Here is a 25,592-nt window from a genome sequence, read left to right on the forward strand (position 1 = left end):
TCAAAAAAATAACTGAAAGGACGTATTTGGAATGCGATTTGATCTGGATGATGATGTGAAATTCATATTGGAACAATTAAATAAAAATGGAAAAGGATTTATTGTTGGAGGAGCAATTAGAGATAAAATTCTAAATAGGGATCCAGGAGATTATGATTTTGCGACTGATATAGAGTATTCAGAATTAAAAAGAATTTTTGCAGATTACAATCCAAAGGAAATGGGAGCGCATTTTGGGATTCTTATGATAAAGGTCAATGGGAAAAATTATGAGATAGCAAAATTTCGTAAAGAAACAGGAATTTATAATAGCAGATATCCAAAGGAAATTAAATTTGTAAAAACAATTGAAGAAGATATGGCAAGACGGGATTTTACAATAAATTCACTAGCTTACAGCAAGAAGACCGGGATAATTGATTTGTATGGGGGGAAGCAGGATATTAGGCGAAAAGTGATAAGATTTGTTGGAAAGCCTAAATTGAGGATAGAAGAGGATGCGCTTAGAATTTTGCGGGCTTTTAGATTTGTTTCTAAATTAGGATTTAGTTTGGATAAGCAAACTGCGGAGGCTATTTATAAAAAAAGAAAATTTTTGCTGAAAATATCAAAGGAAAGAGTTTTTGATGAGTTAAGTAAAATTTTAATGGGAAATTTTGTAAAAAAGGCGTTTATCGAAATGAAAAAGTTAAAAGTCCTGGAAATGTTAATTCCAGAATTTCGTTATGCATATAATTTTGATCAGAATAATCCAAATAATCCAGATGATTTATTTCATCATATAATAAAAGTTATTCATCTTTGTGATTATGATCTTGTTACTAGATTTGCTGCACTTTTTCATGATCTGGGGAAAATTAATGTAAAAATTATTGATGCAAAGGGAGTTTTCCACTTTTATGGGCATGAAAAGGAAAGCGCATTGATTGCTGAAGAAGAATTGAGGCAGCTTAGGACTTCAAATGAATTTACGAATTCTGTAAAAAAAATTGTTAAAAATCATATGCTGATTTATCAGGATGTTTCAGATAAGACGTTAAAAAAGCTGATTATTGAGATGGATGAAAGGAATTTAAAAAGGCTGTTCAATTTATTTTCTGCTGACTTAAATTCAAAGGGTATAAGAACTCGTGCGGAAAATAATGAAATTTTACAAAATTTTAGAAATAAAATTGAAAATATAAAAGAACAGGGAGAAGTTCCGCAGTTTAATGATTTGGATATAACGGGGATTGATTTGATAAATCTTAAATTTAGCAATCGTGAGATCGGGGAAGTGAAAAACAGGCTGTATGAACTCGTTCTTGGGGATGAAATTGAGAATGAGAAGGAAGAGCTGGTAAAATATATTGTGAAACATTACAATTTGAAGGGTGATTTTGAATATGAAAATTCTTGCGGGGCGATTGTTTTTAATGAAAATACAGGGAAAATTCTGCTTGTGAAAATGCACAATGGGAACTGGGGATTTCCAAAAGGGCATATTGAAAATAATGAAACTAAGGAAGAAACGGCAATTCGTGAAGTTTTTGAAGAAACAAATGTAAATATAAGAATTATTCCAGGTTTTGAACGTTTGATAAAATATATTCCAAATGAAAAAACTATAAAAAAAGTTACGATCTTTGTGGGAATTACTCAAGATGAGGATGTTAAAATTGATACTTCTGAAATTGAGGCTTTTCAATGGTGCACCTATGAAGAAGCTTTAAAATTGACAACTTATAAGTTGCAAAAGGATGTGCTTGAAAATGCGAGGAAGGTATTTGTCAGTTCAAAAATGATAAAAGAAAAAATTTAGAATAAAAAAATTAGGGAATAAATTAGGTAGAAAATGAATAAAGAAAAAATTTTAGGATATGAAGTTCATCGGAAAAAAGTAAAAAACATAAATTTGCGGATAAAACCTAATATGGAGATTTATATTTCTGTACCAATGAATTTGCATCGTGATTATATTGAAAATTTTATTCGTTCTAAAGAAGAGTGGATAAAAAGTGTTTTGAAAAAGGTTGAGGATGTAAAGGAAAAGCAAAAGGGGTTTGAATATAAAAATGGAGAAATTCATAAGTTTTTGGGAAAAGAATATAACTTAATTGTAAGAACAGGGAATTTTAATGGTGTAAGTTTAAAAAATGATGCCAAATCAAATGTAATGATTTTAACTGTAAATGAAAATATTTTTGAAAATATTGATGAAAAGAAAAAAGTTATGGAAAAGTGGTATTTTGAGAATGCCAAAAAATTGTTTCTGAAATTTGTGGAAAAATGGCTGGAAATATTGGATGAACATGTGGAAAAGGTGGCAATAAAGCCGATGAAAACAAGATGGGGTTCATGCAATTATGTAAAAAAATATATAAATCTCAATACAGAACTTATAAAAAGGACACCTTTTGAAATAGAGTATGTCATTTTGCATGAATTGACACATTTGAAATATCCAAATCATGGAAAAGGTTTTTATAATTATATAGAGCGGTATATGCCAAATTATAAAGTGGCTGAAAAAATGTTAAATGCTAAACATTATTATTAATTTAAAAATAAAAAGGAACTGTCCATTAATTGAAAAAGTTCCTCTTTTTTTATTATACTATTTCTTGTCTAAAGAACGAAAATTATTCTTTAATTATTTAAAATCCATGTCATAATCAACTAGAACTTCAATTTCTCCATTTTCATAAACAAAGAGTCCTGTAACAGCTTCGTGAGGCAAATCAGTGTGCATCTTTTCAGCGGCTTGGCAAATATACTTCTTTTGAGTTTCATCGCTAGTTTGACATCCTGCACAGTCACTATGCCCTGCTACAAAAATATGATCAGATTTATGCTTATTTACTGAAATTAAGACAACCTTATCTTCAATGCTTCTTAAAAAATTTTCATCACTAACAATTTTATTTACAGTTCCGGCATCGGTAATAGTATCCACAAAAGTATATCTATAATTACTTCTAATATATTCATTTAAGATATGGATAAATCTTCCATCCATACAGCAAACTAAAGTACAAAACATAACTTCCTCCTTGATTCAAATAATTCCTTCAAATAATATATATTTTAATTATTATAATTTTGAAATTATTTGAAAATATTCTAAAGATGTTGAAATTATAGCATATTTTTGAATAAAAATCAAAATTTTTACTTTAAATTGAAAAATAATTCTGTTACATTATTGATAAAACTTCAAAAATATAGTATAATTATGAGATTAGAGATATTAGTATAACTTTTGAACTTTATTTTGAAAAGATTTTACTGTATTGCAAATCAGACATATTAATGACAATTAAACAAATTAAAAGATAAATAATATTAAATCATTTAAAATTTAGGGAGGTAGTATTTATGTACGCATTGGATAAACAGCTTGTCTTGGAAGACGGCAGCGTGTATAAGGGATATGGATTTGGAGCAGATGTGGAGATGGCAGGAGAAGTTGTTTTTAATACTGCGATGACCGGATATCAGGAAACTATTTCAGATCCATCATATAATGGGCAAATTATTACATTTACTTATCCGTTAATTGGAAATTATGGGATAAATAGGGATGATTATGAAACTATTAATCCTAGTATTAAAGGGATCATAACTCGTGAAATATGTAGAAAGCCTTCTAATTTTAGAAATGAATTTACATTGGATGAAGTTTTGAAAGACTTAGATATTCCAGGAATTTCAGGGATTGATACACGTAGCTTGACAAAGAAAATTAGAGAGCATGGGACAATCAAGGGAATTATTGTAAGTGCAGATAAAGATCCGCAAGAAGTTGTGGAAAATTTGAGAAGCAATTCGCTTCCGACTAATCAAATTGAACAAGTATCGACAAAAAAGGCATTTCTTTCATCTGGAAGAGGTATGAGAGTTGTATTGATTGATTTGGGAATGAAATCAGGAATTATGAGGGAACTTAATTCAAGGGATTGTGATATTGTTGTAATGCCTCATAATGCAACTGCTAAAGAAATTTTAAGACAAAAACCTGATGGAATAATGTTGAGTAACGGGCCTGGAGATCCGACAGATGTTCCAGAAACAATTGCTGCACTTAAGGAATTGATAGGTAAAGTTCCAATTTTTGGAATTTGTATGGGACATCAGCTAATTTCACTTGCTTGTGGAGCAAAAACATATAAATTATTATTCGGACATCGTGGAGCAAATCAGCCAGTATTGAACTTGCAAACTGGAAAAGTTGACATTACGGCACAAAATCACGGATTTGCAGTGGATATTGATTCATTGGAGGGTACAGATCTGGAATTGACACATATTGCAGTAAATGATAGAACTTGTGAAGGTGTGAGACATAAGAAATATCCAGTATTTTCAGTGCAATATCACCCAGAAGCTTCGCCAGGGCCGCACGATCCAAACTATTTATTCGACATATTTATTGAAAATATGAAAAAAAATCGAAGTTAGCAGTTTTGAAAAACATTTTTAACATTAATTAAAAACAAACAAAAAGAATAAAAATAACTGAAGGAGATGTAGAAAAATGCCTAAACGAAAAGATATAGAGACGATTTTAGTAATAGGATCAGGTCCAATAATTATAGGACAGGCTGCTGAATTTGACTATGCGGGGACACAGGCTTGTCTTTCATTGCGTGAAGAAGGATATAAGGTTATCCTTGTAAATTCCAATCCTGCAACTATTATGACAGATAAGGAAATTGCAGATAAAGTTTATATTGAGCCATTGACTGTTGAATTTGTATCAAAAATTATAAGAAAAGAGCGTCCAGATGCATTGCTTCCGACTCTTGGAGGGCAAGTTGGGCTGAATTTGGCTGTGGAATTGCATGAATCTGGTGTTTTAAGAGAATGTGGAGTGGAACTTCTGGGAACTAAGCTTGAATCTATAAAGCAAGCTGAAGACAGGGAATTATTTAGAGATTTGATGAATGAGCTGGGAGAACCTGTGCCTGAATCGGATATTATTCATAATTTGGAAGAAGCACGTAGATTTGTGGAAAAAATTGGGTATCCAGTGATTGTAAGACCTGCATTTACGATGGGTGGAACTGGTGGTGGAATTTGCCATAATGATGAAGAATTAGAAGATATTGTTACAAATGGACTTAGATATTCGCCAGTAACTCAATGTTTATTGGAAAAATCAATTGCAGGGTATAAGGAAATTGAATATGAAGTAATGCGTGACAGCAATGATACGGCAATTGTTGTCTGCAACATGGAAAATATTGACCCAGTTGGAATCCATACTGGAGATTCGATTGTAGTTGCGCCATCGCAAACATTGACAGATAGGGAATATCACATGTTAAGGGATGTTTCACTAAAAATAATAAGAGCATTGAAAATTGAAGGTGGATGTAACGTTCAATTGGCATTAGATCCGCATTCATTTAATTATTATATTATTGAGGTAAATCCGAGAGTATCACGTTCATCGGCACTTGCTTCAAAGGCGACAGGTTATCCAATTGCAAAAATCGCCGCAAAAATTGCAGTTGGATTGACGCTTGATGAAATTATAAATCCTGTTACGAAAAACTCTTATGCCTGCTTTGAGCCTGCACTTGATTATGTTGTAAGTAAAATACCAAGATTCCCATTTGATAAATTTGAAAAGGCGGATAGACATTTGGGAACACAGATGAAGGCTACTGGAGAAGTAATGGCTATTGGTAGAACCTATGAAGAAAGTTTGTTAAAGGCTATTCGTTCACTTGAATACGGAGTTCATCATTTAGGGCTTCCAAATGGGGATGAATTTAATTCGGAATATATTTTAAAGAGAATCCATAAGGCTGGAGATGAAAGACTGTTCTTTATTGGAGAAGCGTTAAGACGTGGAGTTACTCCGCAGCAGATACATGAAATGACAAAAATTGATATGTTTTTCCTTGATAAAATGAAAAATATTATTGATATTGAAGTGGAATTAAAGGCAAATGTAAATAATCCAGATGTACTTCTTTTTGCTAAGAGATATGGATTTTCAGATAAAGTTATTGCACATCGTTGGAATACGACAGAAGATGAAGTTTATAAACTTCGTGAAAAATACAATATTAAGCCTGTGTTTAAGATGGTTGATACCTGTGCAGCTGAATTTAAGTCGGAAACGCCTTATTTCTACTCGACTTATGAGCAGGAAAATGAAAGTGTTATAGGAGATAAGAAAAAAATTGTTGTGCTTGGTTCAGGGCCTATTAGAATTGGGCAAGGGGTTGAATTTGACTATGCGACAGTTCATGCGGTAAAGGCTATAAAAGAGTCTGGTTACGAGGCAATTATTATAAATAACAATCCAGAAACTGTTTCTACAGATTTTTCAATTTCAGATAAACTTTACTTTGAGCCGCTTACAGAAGAAGATGTTATGGCAATAATTGAACTTGAACATCCAGAAGGAGTTGTCGTTCAATTTGGTGGACAAACTGCAATTAATTTGGCTGAAAAATTGACAAAACACGGCGTAAAAATATTGGGAACATCACTTGAGGAAATTGATAATGCTGAAAACCGTGATAAATTTGAAGCATTATTACATAAGTTAAATATTCCTCAGCCATTAGGAAAAACTGCGTTTGATACAGAAACAGCTGTAAAAAATGCGGCAGAAATTGGTTATCCAGTTTTAGTCCGTCCATCTTATGTATTAGGTGGAAGAGCAATGGAAATCGTATATCGTGAAGAAGAACTTAGACAATATATGGAAAATGCAGTAAAAGTATCACCTGATCATCCAGTATTGACTGACAGATATTTAGTCGGAAAGGAAATCGAAGTAGATGCGATTTGCGATGGGGAGACAGTTGTAATTCCAGGAATTATGGAGCATATTGAAAGAGCAGGAGTCCATTCTGGAGATTCTATTGCCGTTTATCCTCCACAAAATGTTTCTGAAGCACATAAGCGTACATTGATTGATTATACAGTTAGACTTGCAAAAGGGCTTAATATTATCGGTCTTTTGAATATTCAATATGTAATTAGCGATGGAGAAGTTTATGTACTGGAAGTAAATCCGAGAAGTTCGAGAACAGTTCCGTTCTTGAGTAAAATCACAGGAGTTCCAATGGCAAATCTTGCAATGAAGGGAATTCTTGGAGAATCATTGAAGAGCAAAGGATATGAAACTGGATTAATTGAAGAAAGTAAAAATGTATATACAAAAGTTCCTGTATTCAGTTTCCAAAAATTAAAAGATGTTGATACAACATTAGGACCTGAAATGAAATCGACTGGAGAAGTTATGGGAAGTGATGAAAACCTTGAAAAATCACTTTACAAAGGGCTTGTTTCAGCTGGAATAAAAGTCAAGGATCAAGGAAGTGTTTTATTTACAATTAGCGGAACTGCTAAAGAGGAGGCTTATGGATTAGCCAAGAGATTTTCTGATTTAGGATACCATATAATGGCTACTAAAGGAACTGCTAAATATTTTGAAGATAAAGGTCTGCATGTGGAAACTGTTGGAAAAATTGATGAAGAAGGAATATATGAACACGATGTGCTAGGACTGATTTATAAAGGACTTGTTGATATGGTAATAAATACAGCGGCTAAAAAGAAAACTGCCAGAAATGATGGATTTAAAATTAGACGTGCTGCAAGTGAACAGGAAATTGCTTGTCTTACTTCACTTGATACAACAGATGCCTTATTAAAAGTTTTGGAATCTATTTCATTTAATGTAAGTTCAATATAGATTTAGTTTTAGTAGAAATTATAAAAAAATAAGAAAAAAAAATAATTTTTAAAATTATTAATTTTCTTAATTATTACTTAGCAAGGGGTTTTAGCCCCTTGTCATTTTTTTGTTTATGAATTTATCATAAATTCAAGATGTTTTGATATTGAATAAATAAAATTATAAAATCTCTTCAAAAACGTATTTTTGAACTTTCATTCCCAATTTTTCATAAAATCGAACAGCCCCAGTATTATCAGCCCAAGCATCCAATGTTAAATTATAACATCCTTCCTTTTTTGCAAAGTTCAATGCAAAATCATAAAGTTTTTTCCCGATATTTTGACCACGTATACCCTCATCAACACAAAGGTCATCTATAAATAATGTTTTTACATCAGTTAATACACTATGATTTATTTTCTGTTTAAAAATGCAGAAAACATAGCCGATTACATTATCATTTTCATCTGCTGCTACAAATATCGGTCTGCTAGGATCATTTAACATTTGTGTAAGTTCCTGAGCATTATATTTTTTGCCAGTTGCCTTGAAAATATCTGGACGGTCTTTGTGATGAACTAATAAGATTTGTTCTAGCAGATTTTCAATTTTAGGAATGTCTTTTTCTTGTGCTGGTCTAATTTCCTTCATTGCAATAAAATTTCCCTCCTATGTGTTTTTAAATTTAAAGAGCTTGTAGAAATTTTTTCCCATTTTCAATTTGCATTTCAATATTTTTTATTGAAGTTCCACCGAAAGAATTTCTTTTGTTTACACAATTTTCGATTGTGATTTCAGAAAGGATGTCATCTTTGAAAACATCTGAAAATTTATGAAATTCTTCAAGTTTCATATCATCAATTGCAATTTTCTTATCTTCACAGTAGGATACAATTTCTCCAACAATTTTATGAGCCTGTCTAAATGGAACATCGTGTTTTGCCAAATAATCGGCTACATCTGTTGCATTTAGAAAACCAGATTTCATAGAAGTGTAAATCTTCTCGTCATTTACAGTAACAGTGTTAAGCATTAAGTAAAAAATTTCAATTGATAATTTAATATTGTCAATAGAATCAAAAATTCCTTCCTTATCTTCTTGCATATCTTTATTGTAGGCTAGCGGAAGTGCCTTCATTGTAGTTAGAATTCCCATAAGATTTCCATAAATTCTGCCTGTTTTTCCTCTTACAAGTTCAGCAATGTCAGGATTCTTTTTCTGTGGCATAATCGAAGATCCAGTTGCAAAGGCATCATCAAGATTTATAAAGGAAAATTCAGAAGTGCACCAAATAATAATTTCTTCTGAAAATCTTGATAAGTGCATTGAAATCACAGAAATAATCATCGCAAGTTCAATTATAAAATCCCTGTCGCTTACAGAATCTAAGCTGTTTTCAGTTGGCTTTGAAAATCCAAGCTCTTTTGCAACAAAATGTCTGTCTAAGTCAAAAGTAGTTCCAGCCAAAGCTCCTGCTCCAAGTGGCATTTCATCACTTCTTTCTAAAAAGTCTTCAATTCGTGAAATATCCCTTTTAAACATTTGAAAATAAGCCATCAAGTGATGAGAGAACAAAATAGGCTGAGCCCTTTGTAAATGCGTATATCCTGGAATAATAACATTTTTATATTTTTCAGCAAGTTCTAATAGTACATTTTCCATTTTCACAAGCAATTTTGAAATTTCTCGTGCTTCTTTTCGCACATACATACGTACATCAAGAGCCACTTGGTCATTACGGCTTCTGGCAGTATGCAGTTTTCCAGCCACAGACCCAATAATTTGAGTCAATCTCTTTTCAATTGACATGTGAATATCTTCATCTTCAATCTTAAATTCAAATTTTCCATTTTTAATTTCATCCTTTATTTGAAGCAGCCCATTTTCAATTTCCTTTTGCTCACCTTCTGCAATAATCCCTTGCTTAGCAAGCATTCTGCTATGTGCAATGCTCCCAGTAATATCCTCTTCATACATTCTTTTGTCAAAAGTAATAGATGCATTAAATTTTTCTAATAATTTATTAGTTTCCTTATGAAACCGTCCTTCCCACATTTTTTTCATATTTTATTTTTTCCTTTCCAAAGTGTTATTTTTGCTAATATTATAACAAAAAAGAAGAATATTTAAAAGCCTAAAAAAATAAATTTAAATAATTAAAAAATATAAGTTTTTGTTTTATTATACAGATATGATATAATTGTATAAAGAAAAAAGGGAGGAAATCAAATATGAGAAGTAATAAGAAAGTAAAATTACCAGTTGGAATATCTGATTTCAAGGATGTCATTGAAAATAATTACTATTATTTTGATAAGACAAAATTTATAGAAAATATTTTGGAAGATGGTTCTAAAGTTAAATTATTTACTCGCCCAAGAAGATTCGGAAAGACATTAAATATTTCAATGTTAAAATATTTTTTTAATGTTAAAAATAAATATGAAAATAAAAAGTTATTTGAAAATTTAGAAATTTCTAAAAGTGAATATTTTGAAAAACAAGGGAATTATCCAGTAATTTCTATTTCATTTAGAAATTATGAAGAAGAAAACTGGGAAAATGGATTCAAGGCTATCAAAGGAATTGTAAAAAGATTATATTCAGATTATAAATTTTTAACTGAAAAAATGGATGAGATTGAAATTGAAGAATTTAATTCTGTGCGAAGGGGATTAGATTCAGTAGAATGGGAGGCATCGCTTATCAATTTGTCAAAATATTTATATGAATATTATGGGAAAAAAGTTGTGGTGTTAATAGATGAATATGATCAGCCAATAATAGATTCTTATGTAAAAGGTTATTATGACAAGGCTATCAGTTTTTTTAAAAGTTTTTATGGATTAGTTTTAAAAGATAATGAATACTTAGAGATGGGAGTTATGACGGGGATATTAAGAGTTGCAAAAGAGAATATTTTTTCGGGATTGAATAATTTAGAAGTTCACACAATTTTGGATAGTGAATTTACAGAATATTTTGGAGTTATGGAAAATGAAGTAGAGAATTCTCTTAAAGATTTTGAGCTGGAATATGAATTGGATGATGTTCAAAAGTGGTATAATGGTTATTTATTTGGCAACAGAAAAGTTTATAATCCTTGGTCGATTATTAATTTTTTAAAAAGAGGAAAATTGAAGCCCTATTGGGTGAATACAAGTGGAAATGGACTTATAAAGTTGTATTTACAAAAATTAAAAAATGAAATTTTTGAAGATTTTTCAAAACTTTTAAATAAGGAAAGTATTTTCAAACGAATTAATGATAATATGACTTTTGGAAATTTGGAAGCTAATTTTGAAAAGAATATTTGGAATTTGTTTTTTCATAGTGGATATTTAACTTTGGCAGAAGAATACGAGGAAAATAAAGAAGAAACATATTTGAAAATTCCAAATGAGGAAATCTTAAAAATGTTCTCTGAAATGTTTATTGAAATATATTTTGAAAATTATGAAAATTTTTGGTCTTTGACTAATGCATTAAAAAAAGGAGATATTGATAAATTTAAATTAGAGTTGAATAAAGTTTTGTTAGAAAATGCTGGAGTTTTTGATGTTAATGGAAATTATAAAGAGCAATTTTATCACGGACTTATGCTTGGATTAGTTTTAATGTTGAAAAATGAGTATGAAATCGTATCGAATGGTTTTGCTGGAAAAGGACGATATGATTTGCTTTTGAAGCCTAAAAATATTTTGAAAGGAAAAGAAGGAATTATTATCGAATTAAAAGCTTTAAATGTGGCAAAAAAATTAGACAAAGATAAAATTAAAGCAAAACTTGAAAATGAATGTGAAATTGCATTGAATCAAATTGATGAGAAAGAATATGGCTCTATTTTGAAAAATGCTGGGATCGAGAGAATGTTGAAAATTGGGATTGCATTTTTAGGAAAAGAATTTGAGATAAAATTTAGAAGAGAATGAATTTATTAGAATTATTCGTTAGAATTTGATAAAACAAATATTCTGAAGTAAGGAATCTTGATTTCTAATTAAATAGTAAAAGTTAGGTTATCGGACAGGTCTAATAGAAATAAAAAATAAAAAAATAAAATAGAATAAATTTGGGGAAATATCTTTTAAAATTTTTGGAAAAAAGGTATACTATGTTTGTATTAATTTTTTGAAAGGAAGAATGAAATGGAAAAAAATAAGATGGAAAAGAAAGAATTTAAAAGAGATAATATAGGGCAAGAATATAAATGGAATTTATCGGATATTTATGAAAATTATCCAGCTTGGGAAAAAGATTTTGAGAAAGTTGGAGAATTGAAAAGGGAATTGGCTAAATTTAAAGGGCAATTTGGGAATGAAGGCAAATTGCTGGAATTTTTTCAAAAACAGGAGGAGATGGATAAAATTTCATATAAATTGTATAGATATCCACAGCTTGCAAGAGATTTAAATTCATCAGACAAGGAAGCTGTAGAGCATTTGCAAAAAGTTCAGTTTTTGTTTGCGGAGATTTCTACTGAATTGTCTTGGGTAAATTCGGAACTGGTTGATAATCGTGAGAATATTGAAAAATGGATTGAAAAAAAAGAATTTGATGATTATAGATTTGGGCTAAAAAATTTATTTAGATTGCAAAAGCATATTCTGGAGGAAAAGGAAAGCAAATTGCTATCGTACTACAGCTCATTTTTTTCAGCACCAAGAAGCATTTATTCGGAAGTTACGGTTACGGATGTGGAATGGCCTCAAGTTACGCTTAGTTCTGGAGAAAAAGTGGATGTAACGCCTGCCAATTATTCTAAAATTTTGTCTACAAATAGAAATCAGGAAGACAGAAAACTGATGTTTCAGACGTTTTATACAATTTATGAAAAGAAAAAAAATACAATTGCTGCAATTTATAATTCAATTTTGCAAAAAGGAATTGCTTCAAAGAAGGCCTACAATTATGATTCATTTTTGTTAAGCCATCTGGAAAGCGACAATATTCCAGAAGAAATTTACTTAAATCTTGTCAATACGGCGAAAAATAATACAAAACCGTTGCAAAGATATTTAAAATTGAGAAAGAAAATTTTAGGACTTGAAAAATACTATAATTTTGACGGCTCAATTAACCTAATAGAATTTGACAAGGAATACGAGTATGATGATGCGAAGGAAATAGTGTTAAATTCAGTTGCTCCGCTTGGAAAAGATTATGTAGAAAAAATGAAAAAAGCGATTTCAGAAGGCTGGCTGGATGTATTTGAAGCGAAAGGGAAAAGAACGGGAGCTTATTCTGCAGGAGTTTACGGAGTTCATCCATATATGCTTCTGAATTACAACAAGACTTTAGACAGCGTATTCACATTGGCACACGAACTGGGACATACCTTGCACACTCTTTATTCAGATGAAAATCAGCCTTTCTCGATGGCAGACTACACAATTTTCGTAGCGGAAGTGGCTTCCACATTTAACGAAAGATTACTGCTTGACTATATGCTAGAAAATACCAATGATCCAAAAGAAAGAATCGCACTATTGGAGCAGGAAATTGGAAATATTGTTGGGACATTCTATTTTCAGGCATTGCTAGCAGATTATGAATATCAGGCACACAAGCTGGCAGAAGCTGGAGAGCCGATTACAGCGGAAGTTTTGAGCAAAATTACGGAAGACTTGTTTGACAAATATTACGGCGACATAATTGAAAAAGATGATTTAATCTATATTTTCTGGGCAAGAGTTCCACACTTTTTCAACTCGCCATTTTACGTGTATCAATATGCAACTTGCTTTGCCTCATCAGCGATTTTATATGAAAAAATGATAAATTCAAGTGATGAAAGCGAGAAAAAACAAACACTAGACAAATACATTCAATTATTAAGCTCAGGAGGAAATGACTTTCCAATGGAACAGCTTAAAAAGGCAGGAGTTGACTTGTCGAAGATTGAAACGATCGAGGCTGTGGCAAGGCAGTTTGACTTGCTGTTGGATAAATTGGAAGCAGAGATTGGAAAGTTGTAGAAAAATAATGAAATTTATAGAAAAGAAAATATTTATTTTTTTGTATAACGTTGTATTGACAATGTAATTAAAAATGGTATAATGAATAAAAAAGGAGGTATTTGTTATGGCAAATACAAATTTAAGTATTAGAGTTGATAAAGAAACAAAAGAAAAAGCGAACGAATTATTTAACAAATTTGGCTTGACAATGACAACTGCAGTAAATATGTTCTTAAAAACTGCAATTAGAGAAAATAGAATTCCTTTTGAATTGAAATTGGAAGAAGAGCCAAATGAAGTGACTTTAGAAGCAATGAGAGAAGCTGATAGAATTGCAAGAGATGATAGTGTAAAGGGATATGACAGTATAGAGGAGTTGAGAGAGGCACTTGGTGTATAAAATTAAATTTACAAGACAATTCAAGAAAGAATTGAAATTAGCCAAAAAGCAAGGAAAAAATATTAATAAATTATTTAAAATCGTTGATATTTTAGCTGAAAAGAAAGTATTAGACATTAAATATAAAGATCATGCATTAATCAGTAATTACAAAGGATTTAGAGAATGCCATATTGAACCTGATTGGTTATTAATATATAAATATTATGATGATATTTTAGTTTTATCATTATCTCGTTTAGGTTCACACTCAGAACTGTTTTAGTATGGTTCTGAGTTTTTGATATTATGAAGGAGTAGATTTTTTATGAAAAAATATTTTTTGTTTTAATTATTATAATTTTAATTATAATAGTTGTTAAATTATACAAAATAAAGGCAAAATCAAATTCAGAACATACAGCTGAAGAGTTTGTTAATAAACTCGATGAATTAGGATATTTTAAGTATGCTAAAAAAGAAGATGCTCCTTCTTTAAAGAAAGAAATGTTAGAGATGATAAGAAAATATGGAAGTGAAGGAACATTAACTACGTTATGGGATGAAAATACAAATGTAGCAAAAGATTATAGATTTTATTTTTGTGATGGGGAAACAGTTTTTGAAGGGGATGGAATACCAGATTTGATAAATGATCTACAACCTTCATTTGAAAAATTTGGAGTTAAAATAAAAATTGGCAGTTTTTCAGAAGAATGGGATGATGAAAAAGGATTAAGCACCCAAATTAAAATTAATGGCACAGAGTATGAAATTTTTAAAAATTTTAAAAAAAGTGGATGGGGAGAAGCTCCTATGAGAATAGCACATGCTATAAATAAAGAACTTGAAAAAAAGGGAATAAATGAAAAAATTTATTTAATATCAGGTGGAAATGACGGGAAATTAGTATTTTTAACAGAAGAGCAACATAAATATATCTATGCCTTTTTTAAAGATTCCAAAGAAAAGCCTCTCGGATTGAATGAATGGGGAAAGGTAATGAAAACAGAACCGTTGAATTTTTAACCTATTAAGAAAGGATAAATTTAAATGAAAAAAATAATTTTACTTTTCACAATAATTTTAGAATTTAATTTATTTTCAAATACACCGTATGATGAGTTTTTTCAAAAAGTGGAGAAATTGGAAGAAAAAATAAAAAATGGAGATAAAAAAGCAATTAATAATCTAGGGAATTTGTATGCAAAAGATAAAAATTCTCGAAATATTCCTAAGGCAAAAGAATATTATAGATTGGCAATAAAAAATGGTTCTGAAATTGCTAGTAAAAATCTTGAAATAGCAAATAAACTTCCGAAATTATGTCCTGAAAGGTCGATATGTGAAAATTGGACAACGATTAGATTTGTAGAGAAAGATGGAAAAATAGAAAAAATGGTAATAAGCGGATTTCCTGTTGATAAAGAAGAAGTAACTGAAACAGAAAAACAGGAAATTAGAAAAGAAATAGAATATATTTTAAATATCTTTTTTGAAAATGAAGAATTTGAAATTGTTGGATATGCTGATAAAACTGAGAATAATAAAAATAAATTATCTTTATTGAGAGCTGAAAAAATGGCAGAATTTCTGAAACAAAATGGATTGAGAAAAGATATAAAAATTACTAAAATGATCGGAAAAGGATCTGAAAATCCAATTGATACGAATGATACAGAAATTGGAAGATACAATAACCGTCGTGTTGAAATTTTGTTAAAAACTGGGGAAGTTAAGAAAATTGATATTGAAAAATTATTGAATCAGTTAAAAGATGAATAGTGTTATCTGGACACTCTCTAATATCCTGTATTTTCATTTGTATTCAATATATCTTCATTATTTTTTATTATTTCTGAATCAGTGTAGATATAATTATTTATTTTCATTATTCCCATCCTTATTTTTATAATTTATGATTTCTAAAAAATTTATTTATTCTTTCATTTCCTTATATTCATGTGCAAATTTTTTGTACTCTAAAGTATAATTTTTTAATCCCTTCGTTGTTTTTAATCTCCTTACCATTTCATTCGCTTTTTTAATATCACGTTTGTCCAAATAATAGGAACATAGTTTTATCAATGCTTTCGCTTCCTTTTGTTTAGCAGCCTTTTTATACCATTTAACCGCCTCTTCAATATTTCCTTCTTCCTTCAACTTATCCGCATATTCTATCTGTGCCTCAGCTCTATTTTCCTTTATTGCTGATTCTTTAAAATATTCCCTCGCTTTTTCAATATTCCCTTCCTCAAATTCGATAACTCCCATGTAATAAATAGCGTCTTTCAATCCTTTATCATACGCTTCTTTAAATAATTTTTTCCCAACAGCTTTATCGCCAAATACATCATAAAATCGTGCCAAAGTTACTAATTCATCTTGAGAATATTCTACCATTTTCTTTTGTTCCTTTTCAGCTTCAGAAAAATTTTTCATTATCATATTTTGTGCTGATTTCATATACAAATCTGCTATTTTTCTTTCGTTTTCATTTCCATTCAAATAATTCAAATATTTCTCTATATTAGAGTTAAGATTAATAACTTCAGTATCATTTAATAATCTATTCTTCCAATAATTCATATTTTGCATATCATTTTTTAAATAATATATTCTTACTAAAGAATATATCGAATCTGTATTCTTTAACTTAGCTCCTTCTGTATAAAGTTTTATTGCTTCCTCTGTTCTCCCTAATTTTTCAAGCATATATCCTAAATTCCTATATCCTTCTAAATTTCCTAATTTAATATATTCTCTGTAATATTGTTCTGCTTTTTCATATTCTCTTCTTTCAGAATAAATATCTCCCAGACTACCTGATACTTCTTTATTACCTTCATCGTATGCTATTTTAAACCATTTTTCACTTTCAGCTGTTTTTCCTACTTCATAGTACATAGTCGCTATTTTTACATATGCCGCTTTATTATATTTGGCTATTTCCAGTAGCATTTCTTCAGCTTTTTTATAGTTTTTATTATTAATTTCATTTTCTATTTCAGCAACTCTTTTTTCGTATTCTTCTTTATTTAATACTATTGTATAAGTTTTTTCTTGGGGTTCAGGTTTTTCACAACTTATTGTTGTTAATGATAATAATAATAGTATTATTGTTTTTTTTAACATTTTATTTAACTCCTTTTATTTCTATATCTGTAAAAAATGGTTGTTTTGAATATTCTATCTGTGAACAAAGTATTTTATTAACAATTTCAATTTTAGTTGGATATTTTCTAAAATAATCAAAAGTTTTCTCATTTAACTTTTTTAAAAAAACATCTTTATTTACTACATAAAACTTTTTATCTTCCAGTATTATTTCCAATGGATTAAAATATTCTTTAAGTTTATTATAAAAAGAAATACTAAAATTATTATCTGGAATATTTTTCTCTGCTTTCTCATCAACTTTTTTTAAAATCAATAATGAATTATCATCTTTTAAAGATATTTCATAATATCCTGTACTTTCATTTGTATTCAAGATGTCTTCATTATTTTTTATTATTTCTGAATCAGTGTAGATATAGTTATTTACTTTCATTCTCTCCATCCTTATTTCAAATATAATTTTTAAAAATTTATTTATTCCTTATATTCATGTGCAAATTTTTTATACTCCAAAGTATAATTTTTTAATCCCTTCGTTGTTTTTAATCTCCTTACCATTTCATTCGCTTTTTCAATATCACGTTTGTTCAAATAGTAGGAACATAACTCTATTAATGCCCCCGCTTCCTTTTGTTCAGCAGCCTTTTTATACCATTTAACCGCTTCCTCAATATTTCCTTCTTCCTTCAACTTATCCGCATAGCCTATCTGTGCCTCAGCCCTATTTTCCTTTATTGCCGACTCCTTAAAATATTCATTCGCTTTTTCAATATTTCCTTCCTCAAATTCGATAACTCCCATATAGTAAATAGAATTTTTCAGTCCTTTCTCATATGCTTCTTTAAACAATCTTTTTCCAACAAATTTATCTCCATACAAACTATAAAATCCTGCTAAATTCACTAATTCATCTCGGGAATATTTTACACTTTCTTTTTCTTCCTTTTCAGCTTCAGAAAAATTTTTTATTATTATATTCTTTCCTGATTTCATATACAGATCTGCTATTTTTCTTTCTTTTTCACTTCCATTCAAATAATTCAAATATTTTTCCATATCAGAGTCAAAATCAATAACTTCAGTATCATTCAATAATTTATCCTTCCAGTAATTTACATTTTTTATATCATTTTTTAAATAATATATCCTTACTAAAGAGTATATCGAATGTGCATCTTTCGATTTTGCTCCTTCTATATAAAGTTTTGTTGCTTCATCTATTTTCCCTTGTCTTTCAAACATATATCCTAAATTCTTATACCCTTCTAAATTTCCTAATTTAATGTATTCTCGGTAATATTGTTCTGCTTTTCCATATTCTCTTCTTTCAGAATAAATATCTCCCAGACTGCCTGCTACTTCTTTATTTCCTTCATCGTATGCTATTTTAAACCATTTTTCACTTTCAGCTGTTTTTCCTGCCTCATAGTACATAGTCGCTATTTTTACATATGCCGCTTTATTATATTTGGCTATTTCCAGTAGCATTTCTTCAGCTTTTTTATAGTTTTTATTATTAATTTCATTTTCTATTTCAGCAACTCTTTTTTCGTATTCTTCTTTATTTAATACTATTGTATAAGTTTTTTCTTGGGGTTCAGGTTTTTCACAACTTATTGTTGCTAATGATAGTATTATCAGTATTATTATTTTAAACATTTTATTTAACTCCTTTTATTTCTATATCTGTTAAAAATGGTTGTTTTGAATATTCTATCTGTGAACGGTAGCTTAGCCAGTCTGAAGGAATACTAGTTTTTATTTCTTTTATAACTATTTTTTTTACACTATTTTTAGGATCGTTATTTATTTTTTTTTCAATATCTTCAACTCTATCTGAAATAAATGTAAAGTTTTTAAATTTTTTATTACTTAATTCATCATTATTTTTATTTGTTTTATATTTTTTAATTTGAACTATAGCATCTTTAAATGTATTATTTTCAATTCTTTCTAAATTTTTTAATTTTATGTTATTTTGACTAATTTTTTTATCAAGTTTTTGGTTTTTCAAAAACATATCTGCTTCAAAAATTCCTTTACTTATAAAGCCAGCAGTTTCTATATTTCCTACCGTTTCTTTAGTAAAATCATACATCTGTATTCCTGATTCCCTTGCTATACTTTTTTTATTAGCATCATGCCTTCATCAGAATTTTCAAATAAAGATTTTGTAGACTCTGCAAGAGCAAATGTTTTTGCTCCTACCCCTGTTTGCAATTCAGTGTATAATACTCCTCGTATACCACACTTCTTATGAAATTTCTATTTGAAGGCGAAAACAGACTTCCTAAAAAGACACTTTCTATTTCTGGATTTTGTCTATTATACACCCTAGATATTAGATTTGTTGGAAATTTACTTAACAAGGGGGTAAAATCCCCTTGTCATTTAAAAAATAAAATATTATTTGTATTTTTGATTTATTCTTTTTTTCAATTCTCCTAATAGAATAGGCTTGGAAGTTTTTATCAAATCCTTATAAACATTATTTAAATGTCTGATTACAGATTTATCGGTTATTCTTATACAAGTTTCGTGATTAAAGAGAAAGCCTGTAGTAGTAAAGTTTAAAGAGCCTAAAAAGGCAATTTTGCTGTCGATTATGTAGATTTTACTATGAAGATTGCAGCTTTTTTCAAGAATATGTACATTGAAATTATCTCGTTTTGAGTAGTAAAATTCGTGGTTTATTGTTAGTTTTCTTAAAAAAAGGGTTAATATTCCAAAAATAATGGTAAGCGCTAAAAAATTATTTTTGGAAATTGGGAGTATATTTTTTGTAAAGGAAACATCGAAAATAAAGGATGTAAAGATTTCTAACGCTGCGATGGATAAAATAATATAAAAAAATATTAATAGGGATTTTCCAAAAAGAAACAACCATTTTTCAGAACCTAAAATAGGATTTTGGCTATATAAATTCTTTTTTAAGAAGGGATAAATTCTTTCATTATCTTTTGAAATAATGTTTACTTGAACATCTTTGTTTAATGCCTCAAAAATATCTTCAGTTATCATATCCCCGCTTAAAAAGGGAGAAATTACCGTAATTGATTTTTTAGCTTTCCGTATTGCATTTCTAACACTAATTCCAGCCTTTTTCCCAACATAAATATCACAGGAAATTCCTTCTAAAAAAGATTGTTCAAATTTTGGGATGCTTTTTTTTCTTTCAGTTTTTGTTTTTACAGTTTTTTTTGTTGAATTATTTGTTCGTTTTGTTGTAGTTTTTTTCATTATTTTTCCTTCTCTTTATTTAGATCTGAACTTTTGAAAAATTCAGAAATTTCCTTCATCGTTCGTTTATCCTTTAGAATACTGGTGTGAGTCGTATTTTCAATAATTTTGAAATTATCAGATTTCATTTTTGCAGTTTTTAAAGGCACCATCCCGTCGTCTTTTCCACGAATTATCATCGAATACAGCGGATTATTTGTTTTATTTCCAATTAAAATCATATAGTCGTAATCAGGCTCGCCAAGCTGATTTACAAAACTGTCTTTTTTTGTGCTAAATTGGGGAACGACTTTTCCAAGCATAGATGGGAGTTTATCTACAAAAGGAACGTCTGCCAGATGACTTCCGTGTGATGGTGGAGAAATAAATACGACTTTTCCTAGATTTTCAAGTGGATTTTCCTTTAAATAATACCGAAGGATTCCAGTTCCCATCGAATGTGCCACAAAATTAATTTTTATATTTTGATTAAAATTTTTGTTTATTTTATTACTGTTTTCAGCTATTTCATAATATTGATTTCCTATTTTTTTATGAAAATTTTCTGAGAAAATCTGCTCTTTAATATTTTCAATATTTGGCTCTATATAAAGATCAGAAATTTCCTCAGCAGTTTCTTTTGTTGTGGGATACTGAATATTAATAATCCTGTAATTGTCCTTAAAATTTTGAGCGATGCTTTCCATATCTGAACTTTTTCCATAAATACCATGAAGAAGTACCAAAAAATCCTGATTTTTCCGAGAATCATCATTCTTTTTATAATAGATTTTAACTTTATATTCGTGATAGAGAAGTTTTGCTATGATATTTTTTGCTATAACAATTTCAGCTGCCTTAAATGTTGAACCAATTAATATATCTTTCATTATTTCTTTCATTTTTTACGGTTATTCCTTTTCATCATATTCCGTCACTATTTTCCTTTAAAAAATTAAGTCGATAAAATTCAAAAATCCCCATTTCTCCAAGTTTTGGAACATATTCATCAATTTGTTTAATATATTCTGAAATTTTTTCTCCTTGCCCGCCAGTTGCGATAACATAAGCATTTGGGAAAAACTTTTTATATTGCAGAATTAGTTCTTTTATTGAGCCAACATTTCCATAAAAGATACCAGCATTAATTTGAGAAGCTGTATTTATTCCCAGAACAGTTTCAGGCTCTGTAAATTCGATTTTAGGCAAAGCGGCAGTATTGCTAAACAGGGCATTTATCGAAAGTGCAATTCCTGGAATAATGCATCCACCCATATAAGTTGAATCCTTTATCATGTCAAAGGTTGTGGCTGTTCCAAAGTCAATTATTAAAAGTTCCTTTTCTGGATAAAGTTTTTTTACCGCTAAAATATCGACAATTCTGTCTGCTCCAAGCCCACGTTCCATATTTGGCAAGATTTTTATTTCTTTTATTTTATTTTCTACATTGTCAAGCGTTACAAAAGTTGGATCAATTTCAAAATATTTTTTTCCAAGCCTTGTAAAGTTTTCATTAATATTTGGAACAACCGATGAAACTATAATATTTTTTATATTTGAAATTTCCAGATTTTTGCTTTTTGCAAATTCGTTTAACATTATAAAAAGAGTATCTTCGGTAAATTCCAAATGTGTCGGTATTCTAAATGTTTCTAAAATATTTCCATCTTCGTTATAAAAAATTGGTACAATATGTGTATTTCCAATATCAAATCCTAAAATCATAATTTTTTTCCTTTCTATAAAAAACTATTTTTAATTTCTTTATTTTTTAACAATTTCATTTAATTTCTAGTAATTTTACTTCATAAATAATCCAATGTAGGCCATAATTGATAAAATAACTCCCACAATTGCTTCTCCGCTCATTAGTCCATTTGATATTAAAAGCAGTTTTGAATGGGAATTCTTTGAAACCTTATTTCCTATAAAACTTACAAGCCCTCCTAAAAATACTGTTGAAGTCAAGTAAAATGGAACATAAATTCCAATTCCAAAAGTTAAGACTGGTAAATTTAAAAGGCTTAAAATTAGCCCAGCTGCAAGGCCCATAAAGAAAATTCCTAAAAATGGGATTCCATTTATTACTGTCGCTACAATGGAAGCCTGTAATGCGATTAATTCAGTATTTTCAACAGGTCCGATTACTTTGTAGACTTTGAAAAATACGAAAAATAAAAACGTTATTACAAATGAACTTACGATTGCACCGATTAATTCTCCAAAAAGTTGTTCTGAAGGTTTTACTTTCATTTTGTATCCTGATTTAAAGTCGTTCAGAATATCGCCTGCAAGTCCGCAAGCAACTGTTATAATGCAGGCCAGCATAAATAATATTAAAGTATTTAAATTTGTATAAAATTTTATTCCTCCAATGTTTAAGCCATTTAGCATTTTATTTAAAAATGAAATTAGTAAAATTGTGATTATAGCGTAAATTTCCATTGGGTTGACTCCAGTTTTTCCAGTTGAATATCCAGCGATTATTGTACATAAAATTGAAATCAGTGCTAAAACTAATGAAAGAAAAATTGGTAATTTATAAATAAAAGTTATAACAATTATGGAAATAACCGATAAAACAAGTAATTTTGCTACAATGCTTTTATTTTCTGTATCCTTTTTCATTTTATTTGCAAAAATAATTTTTAAAACTATAGCAATTCCAATTCCAATCATAAATCCCATTCCAAAACTATTTTTCATAATGGGAAAATCAGCAATTTTAAACATTTTTGCAAGCGGCTCTCCAATGAAAAGGACAATCGCTCCGCCTAAAAACCAGACAAACGTATTTACAAATCCAAGCACATATCCCATTCCAACCAGAAGTGGCGATAGATAAATGCTAAAAAGCCCATTTTTTAGTGTAATTACTGTTGGAATTACAGGCGCTTTTCCCTTTGTAAAGCTGAAATCACGAAAAAAAGCAATGATTGAGCTAAATAATGTTCCAAAAGCAACATATCTGATATTTTTCACACTTTTTCCTGAATCTACAAGATTATAGGCAGCTTCTCCAATTGGAAATTCCAATTTTTCCTCTTCAATCAATTTTGCACGAAAAATGTACGATAAGAATGCTCCTGCAACACTTCCGCCCAAAATAGTTAAAAGCAGCTGATACTGATTAATATCCGTTAATTTTCCGCCTAGAATAATGTAGGCAGGCATTGTAAAGGCAACTCCTCCAGCTACCATTGATCCAGCGCTCATAATAGTATGTGAAATTGTAATTTCCTTGTTATTCGCTTTTTTAAATAAATTTAACGTCATCATAGATAAGAGCGTAACCATTATAGTCGGCCACGGCAATGCTCCAAATTTTAGTGCGATATAAAAAGAGCTTGAAGATACCAGAACTGCTCCGATAATTCCTGTTAAAATCGCTGGAAAAGTCACATTTGTTTCACTTCTGCCAGTCTTTGATACTATTTTTTTTGTTTTTGCCATTAAGTTTCCTCCTAATTTTATTTTTGTATGAAGCTATATTTATACTATTTCCCATAAAATAATAGATTTGTTATAACTTTTACTACACAAGAGTTCAAGACTCCTTGTCAAAAAAATAAACTATAGTTGCTATCTTTCAAAAGGGACTTAGTATTATTATTAAAATTTTACTTCATTTAGAGGGTGTTTGTCAATGAAATTTTAGAAATATAATTAATTTATAATATGATTTAGTATTAGATTTATTGGAAATTACAATAAATTTTTGAATTTATTATTAAAATATATAAAAAATTGTGGTATAATGTGAAAATATAAGTATAAATAAAAAATTGAATAAAAATAAAATAATTTTTGGAAGAGGAGAAGAAAATATATGTTATTAGAATTAAGAGAACTTCAGACAAATACAAAAGAGTATTTGGGAAAAGAAATTGAAATTAACGGATGGGTAAAAAAAATTAGAAGTCAAAAGAATTTTGGATTTATTGAGTTAAATGATGGAACTTTTTTTACTGGGATTCAAGTTGTATTTGATGAAGCGTTGGAAAATTTTGAAGAAATTTCTAAACTTACAATTTCAACTTCTGTTAAAGTTACAGGAATTGTGGTAGAATCTTTGGGGAAAGGACAGGATTATGAAATTAAGGCAACAAAAATTTCTGTTTACCAAAAGGCTGACTCAGATTATCCATTGCAAAATAAAAGACATACATTTGAGTTTTTAAGAACGATTGCACATTTACGTCCTAGAACCAATGCGTTTTTTGCAACATTCAGAGTGCGTTCAATCTTGTCTTATGCAATTCATAAATTTTTCCAAGAAAAAAACTTTGTTTATGTGCAAACACCGATAATTACTGGAAGTGATGCTGAAGGTGCTGGAGAAATGTTTAGATTGACTACATTGGACATTAATAATGTGCCTAGAACTGAAAAGGGAGATATTGATTTTAAACAAGATTTCTTTGGGAAAGAAGCTAATTTGACAGTGAGTGGACAGTTAAATGTTGAAACATTTGCAACAGCATTTAAAAATACTTATACTTTTGGGCCTACATTCAGGGCTGAAAAGTCTAATACTCCAAAACATGCAGCAGAATTTTGGATGATGGAGCCTGAAATTGCATTTGCTGATTTGGATGTAAATATGGATGTTATTGAAGAAATGATAAAATATATTGTGAATTATGTGAGAGAAAATGCTAAGGAAGAAATGGAATTTTTCAATAAATTTGTAGACAAGGATTTATTTAATAGACTTGATACATTAGTAAACAATAAATTTGATAGAATTACTTATACAGAAGCAATTGAAATTTTGAAAAATGCGAAAAGAGATTTTGAATATGAAGTTGAATGGGGAATTGATTTACAAACTGAGCATGAAAGATATTTGGCTGAAGAACATTTCAAAAAACCAGTATTTGTAACTGATTATCCTAAAGATATTAAAGCGTTTTATATGAAATTAAATAAAGATGGTAAAACTGTAAGAGCAGTTGATTTATTGGCACCTGGAATTGGAGAAATTGTAGGTGGAAGTCAAAGGGAAGATGACTACGATGTTCTTTTAGGAAAAATTCGTGAAATGGGATTGAAAGAGGAAGATTACTGGTGGTACTTAGACTTAAGAAAATATGGAAGTGTGCCACATTCAGGATTCGGACTTGGATTTGACAGAATGCTTATGTATATTACAGGGATGACAAATATTAGAGATGTAATTCCGTTCCCAAGAACAACTAAAAATTTAGAGTTCTAATTATTTAG

22 protein-coding genes are annotated in these 25,592 nt (G+C 29.5%); 11 read left to right on the forward strand and 11 right to left on the reverse strand.

Going from position 1 to position 25,592, the window contains the following annotated elements; all coding sequences use genetic code 11:
- Positions 1-31 precede the first annotated feature (31 nt).
- Together HW276_RS04790 and HW276_RS04795 are read left to right on the forward strand one after the other, a co-directional pair.
- A complete protein-coding gene (locus HW276_RS04790) occupies positions 32-1,801 on the forward strand; it encodes an NUDIX domain-containing protein (protein ID WP_178937614.1) in 1,770 nt (589 codons plus the stop codon).
- A 33-nt stretch (positions 1,802-1,834) separates the two neighbouring features.
- Entirely contained in the window at positions 1,835-2,539 is a 705-nt protein-coding gene (locus HW276_RS04795) for a M48 family metallopeptidase (protein ID WP_178937615.1), read from the forward strand.
- A gap of 93 nt (positions 2,540-2,632) precedes the next feature.
- Here HW276_RS04795 and HW276_RS04800 read toward each other — a convergent pair whose 3' ends face one another.
- Positions 2,633-3,022: a carbonic anhydrase gene (locus tag HW276_RS04800; RefSeq protein ID WP_255460329.1), complete on the reverse strand. Its 390-nt coding sequence runs from the start codon at positions 3,020-3,022 to the stop codon at positions 2,633-2,635.
- 335 nt (positions 3,023-3,357) lie between these two features.
- Between HW276_RS04800 and carA the strand changes: the two genes are divergently transcribed.
- Both carA and carB read left to right on the forward strand, forming a co-directional pair.
- Positions 3,358-4,440, forward strand: a complete 1,083-nt coding sequence (carA, locus tag HW276_RS04805) for a glutamine-hydrolyzing carbamoyl-phosphate synthase small subunit (RefSeq protein WP_178937616.1) — start codon at positions 3,358-3,360, stop codon at positions 4,438-4,440.
- 76 nt (positions 4,441-4,516) lie between these two features.
- Entirely contained in the window at positions 4,517-7,702 is a 3,186-nt protein-coding gene (gene carB / locus HW276_RS04810; protein ID WP_178937617.1) for a carbamoyl-phosphate synthase large subunit, read from the forward strand.
- Between the two features lie 162 nt (positions 7,703-7,864).
- Here carB and HW276_RS04815 read toward each other — a convergent pair whose 3' ends face one another.
- Both HW276_RS04815 and argH read right to left on the reverse strand, forming a co-directional pair.
- Positions 7,865-8,338: a GNAT family N-acetyltransferase gene (locus tag HW276_RS04815; protein WP_178937618.1), complete on the reverse strand. Its 474-nt coding sequence runs from the start codon at positions 8,336-8,338 to the stop codon at positions 7,865-7,867.
- A 34-nt stretch (positions 8,339-8,372) separates the two neighbouring features.
- Positions 8,373-9,752 carry an argininosuccinate lyase gene (argH, locus tag HW276_RS04820; protein WP_178937619.1) on the reverse strand — a complete coding sequence of 460 codons (1,380 nt, stop codon included), beginning with the start codon at positions 9,750-9,752 and terminating at the stop codon, positions 8,373-8,375.
- A gap of 167 nt (positions 9,753-9,919) precedes the next feature.
- Here argH and HW276_RS04825 point away from each other — a divergent pair, with 167 nt between their 5' ends.
- The 6 genes from HW276_RS04825 to HW276_RS04850 all read left to right on the forward strand — a co-directional run bounded on the left by HW276_RS04825 (position 9,920) and on the right by HW276_RS04850 (position 15,812).
- Positions 9,920-11,620, forward strand: a complete 1,701-nt coding sequence (locus HW276_RS04825) for an AAA family ATPase (protein ID WP_178937620.1) — start codon at positions 9,920-9,922, stop codon at positions 11,618-11,620.
- Positions 11,621-11,836: 216 nt separating this feature from the next.
- Positions 11,837-13,666, forward strand: a complete 1,830-nt coding sequence (gene pepF / locus HW276_RS04830) for an oligoendopeptidase F (protein ID WP_178937621.1) — start codon at positions 11,837-11,839, stop codon at positions 13,664-13,666.
- Positions 13,667-13,772: 106 nt separating this feature from the next.
- Positions 13,773-14,048, forward strand: a complete 276-nt coding sequence (locus HW276_RS04835) for a type II toxin-antitoxin system RelB/DinJ family antitoxin (protein WP_147003420.1) — start codon at positions 13,773-13,775, stop codon at positions 14,046-14,048.
- On the forward strand, positions 14,041-14,313 hold the full coding sequence (locus HW276_RS04840) for a type II toxin-antitoxin system YafQ family toxin (protein WP_197735163.1): 273 nt from the start codon (positions 14,041-14,043) through the stop codon (positions 14,311-14,313). Before HW276_RS04835 ends, HW276_RS04840 begins: the two co-directional genes overlap by 8 nt.
- 221 nt (positions 14,314-14,534) lie before the next feature.
- On the forward strand, positions 14,535-15,056 hold the full coding sequence (locus HW276_RS04845; RefSeq protein WP_178937622.1) for a hypothetical protein: 522 nt from the start codon (positions 14,535-14,537) through the stop codon (positions 15,054-15,056).
- Positions 15,057-15,080: 24 nt separating this feature from the next.
- Complete coding sequence (locus tag HW276_RS04850; protein WP_178937623.1) at positions 15,081-15,812, forward strand: OmpA family protein; 732 nt, start codon at positions 15,081-15,083, stop codon at positions 15,810-15,812.
- Positions 15,813-15,965: 153 nt separating this feature from the next.
- Here the strand turns inward: HW276_RS04850 and HW276_RS04855 are convergent, their stop codons facing one another.
- The 8 genes from HW276_RS04855 to HW276_RS04890 form a co-directional block, all read right to left on the reverse strand.
- Positions 15,966-17,162, reverse strand: coding sequence for a tetratricopeptide repeat protein (locus HW276_RS04855; protein WP_178937624.1), 1,197 nt, complete (start codon positions 17,160-17,162; stop codon positions 15,966-15,968).
- 1 nt (position 17,163) lies between these two features.
- A complete protein-coding gene (locus tag HW276_RS04860; RefSeq protein WP_178937625.1) occupies positions 17,164-17,580 on the reverse strand; it encodes a hypothetical protein in 417 nt (138 codons plus the stop codon).
- A 41-nt stretch (positions 17,581-17,621) separates the two neighbouring features.
- Positions 17,622-18,806, reverse strand: coding sequence for a tetratricopeptide repeat protein (locus tag HW276_RS04865; protein WP_178937626.1), 1,185 nt, complete (start codon positions 18,804-18,806; stop codon positions 17,622-17,624).
- 1 nt (position 18,807) lies between these two features.
- Positions 18,808-19,245, reverse strand: a complete 438-nt coding sequence (locus HW276_RS04870) for a hypothetical protein (RefSeq protein ID WP_178937627.1) — start codon at positions 19,243-19,245, stop codon at positions 18,808-18,810.
- Between the two features lie 308 nt (positions 19,246-19,553).
- Positions 19,554-20,387 (reverse strand): phospholipase D-like domain-containing protein, encoded by an 834-nt coding sequence (locus HW276_RS04875; RefSeq protein ID WP_178937628.1) that lies wholly within the window; start codon positions 20,385-20,387, stop codon positions 19,554-19,556.
- Entirely contained in the window at positions 20,387-21,268 is an 882-nt protein-coding gene (locus HW276_RS04880; protein ID WP_178937629.1) for a triacylglycerol lipase, read from the reverse strand. Before HW276_RS04880 ends, HW276_RS04875 begins: the two co-directional genes overlap by 1 nt.
- Before the next feature lie 22 nt (positions 21,269-21,290).
- Positions 21,291-22,091, reverse strand: coding sequence for a type III pantothenate kinase (locus HW276_RS04885; protein WP_178937630.1), 801 nt, complete (start codon positions 22,089-22,091; stop codon positions 21,291-21,293).
- Between the two features lie 75 nt (positions 22,092-22,166).
- A complete protein-coding gene (locus tag HW276_RS04890; protein ID WP_178937631.1) occupies positions 22,167-23,819 on the reverse strand; it encodes an OPT/YSL family transporter in 1,653 nt (550 codons plus the stop codon).
- A gap of 376 nt (positions 23,820-24,195) precedes the next feature.
- Between HW276_RS04890 and asnS the strand changes: the two genes are divergently transcribed.
- Complete coding sequence (gene asnS, locus HW276_RS04895; RefSeq protein WP_178937632.1) at positions 24,196-25,584, forward strand: asparagine--tRNA ligase; 1,389 nt, start codon at positions 24,196-24,198, stop codon at positions 25,582-25,584.
- Positions 25,585-25,592: the final 8 nt, after the last annotated feature.

Source organism: Leptotrichia sp. oral taxon 417 (genome assembly GCF_013394865.1).
Classification (GTDB): Bacteria; Fusobacteriota; Fusobacteriia; order Fusobacteriales; family Leptotrichiaceae; genus Leptotrichia; species Leptotrichia wadei_A.

Coding starts and splice junctions, on each gene's coding strand:
- HW276_RS04790 (WP_178937614.1), top strand. CDS start 32: ATGCGATTTGATCTGGATGATGATGTGAAATTCATATTGGAACAATTA.
- HW276_RS04795 (WP_178937615.1), top strand. CDS start 1,835: ATGAATAAAGAAAAAATTTTAGGATATGAAGTTCATCGGAAAAAAGTA.
- HW276_RS04800 (WP_255460329.1), bottom strand. CDS start 3,022: ATGTTTTGTACTTTAGTTTGCTGTATGGATGGAAGATTTATCCATATC.
- carA (WP_178937616.1), top strand. CDS start 3,358: ATGTACGCATTGGATAAACAGCTTGTCTTGGAAGACGGCAGCGTGTAT.
- carB (WP_178937617.1), top strand. CDS start 4,517: ATGCCTAAACGAAAAGATATAGAGACGATTTTAGTAATAGGATCAGGT.
- HW276_RS04815 (WP_178937618.1), bottom strand. CDS start 8,338: ATGAAGGAAATTAGACCAGCACAAGAAAAAGACATTCCTAAAATTGAA.
- argH (WP_178937619.1), bottom strand. CDS start 9,752: ATGAAAAAAATGTGGGAAGGACGGTTTCATAAGGAAACTAATAAATTA.
- HW276_RS04825 (WP_178937620.1), top strand. CDS start 9,920: ATGAGAAGTAATAAGAAAGTAAAATTACCAGTTGGAATATCTGATTTC.
- pepF (WP_178937621.1), top strand. CDS start 11,837: ATGGAAAAAAATAAGATGGAAAAGAAAGAATTTAAAAGAGATAATATA.
- HW276_RS04835 (WP_147003420.1), top strand. CDS start 13,773: ATGGCAAATACAAATTTAAGTATTAGAGTTGATAAAGAAACAAAAGAA.
- HW276_RS04845 (WP_178937622.1), top strand. CDS start 14,535: ATGTTAGAGATGATAAGAAAATATGGAAGTGAAGGAACATTAACTACG.
- HW276_RS04850 (WP_178937623.1), top strand. CDS start 15,081: ATGAAAAAAATAATTTTACTTTTCACAATAATTTTAGAATTTAATTTA.
- HW276_RS04855 (WP_178937624.1), bottom strand. CDS start 17,162: ATGTTAAAAAAAACAATAATACTATTATTATTATCATTAACAACAATA.
- HW276_RS04860 (WP_178937625.1), bottom strand. CDS start 17,580: ATGAAAGTAAATAACTATATCTACACTGATTCAGAAATAATAAAAAAT.
- HW276_RS04865 (WP_178937626.1), bottom strand. CDS start 18,806: ATGTTTAAAATAATAATACTGATAATACTATCATTAGCAACAATAAGT.
- HW276_RS04870 (WP_178937627.1), bottom strand. CDS start 19,245: ATGTATGATTTTACTAAAGAAACGGTAGGAAATATAGAAACTGCTGGC.
- HW276_RS04875 (WP_178937628.1), bottom strand. CDS start 20,387: ATGAAAAAAACTACAACAAAACGAACAAATAATTCAACAAAAAAAACT.
- HW276_RS04880 (WP_178937629.1), bottom strand. CDS start 21,268: ATGAAAGAAATAATGAAAGATATATTAATTGGTTCAACATTTAAGGCA.
- HW276_RS04885 (WP_178937630.1), bottom strand. CDS start 22,091: ATGATTTTAGGATTTGATATTGGAAATACACATATTGTACCAATTTTT.
- HW276_RS04890 (WP_178937631.1), bottom strand. CDS start 23,819: ATGGCAAAAACAAAAAAAATAGTATCAAAGACTGGCAGAAGTGAAACA.
- asnS (WP_178937632.1), top strand. CDS start 24,196: ATGTTATTAGAATTAAGAGAACTTCAGACAAATACAAAAGAGTATTTG.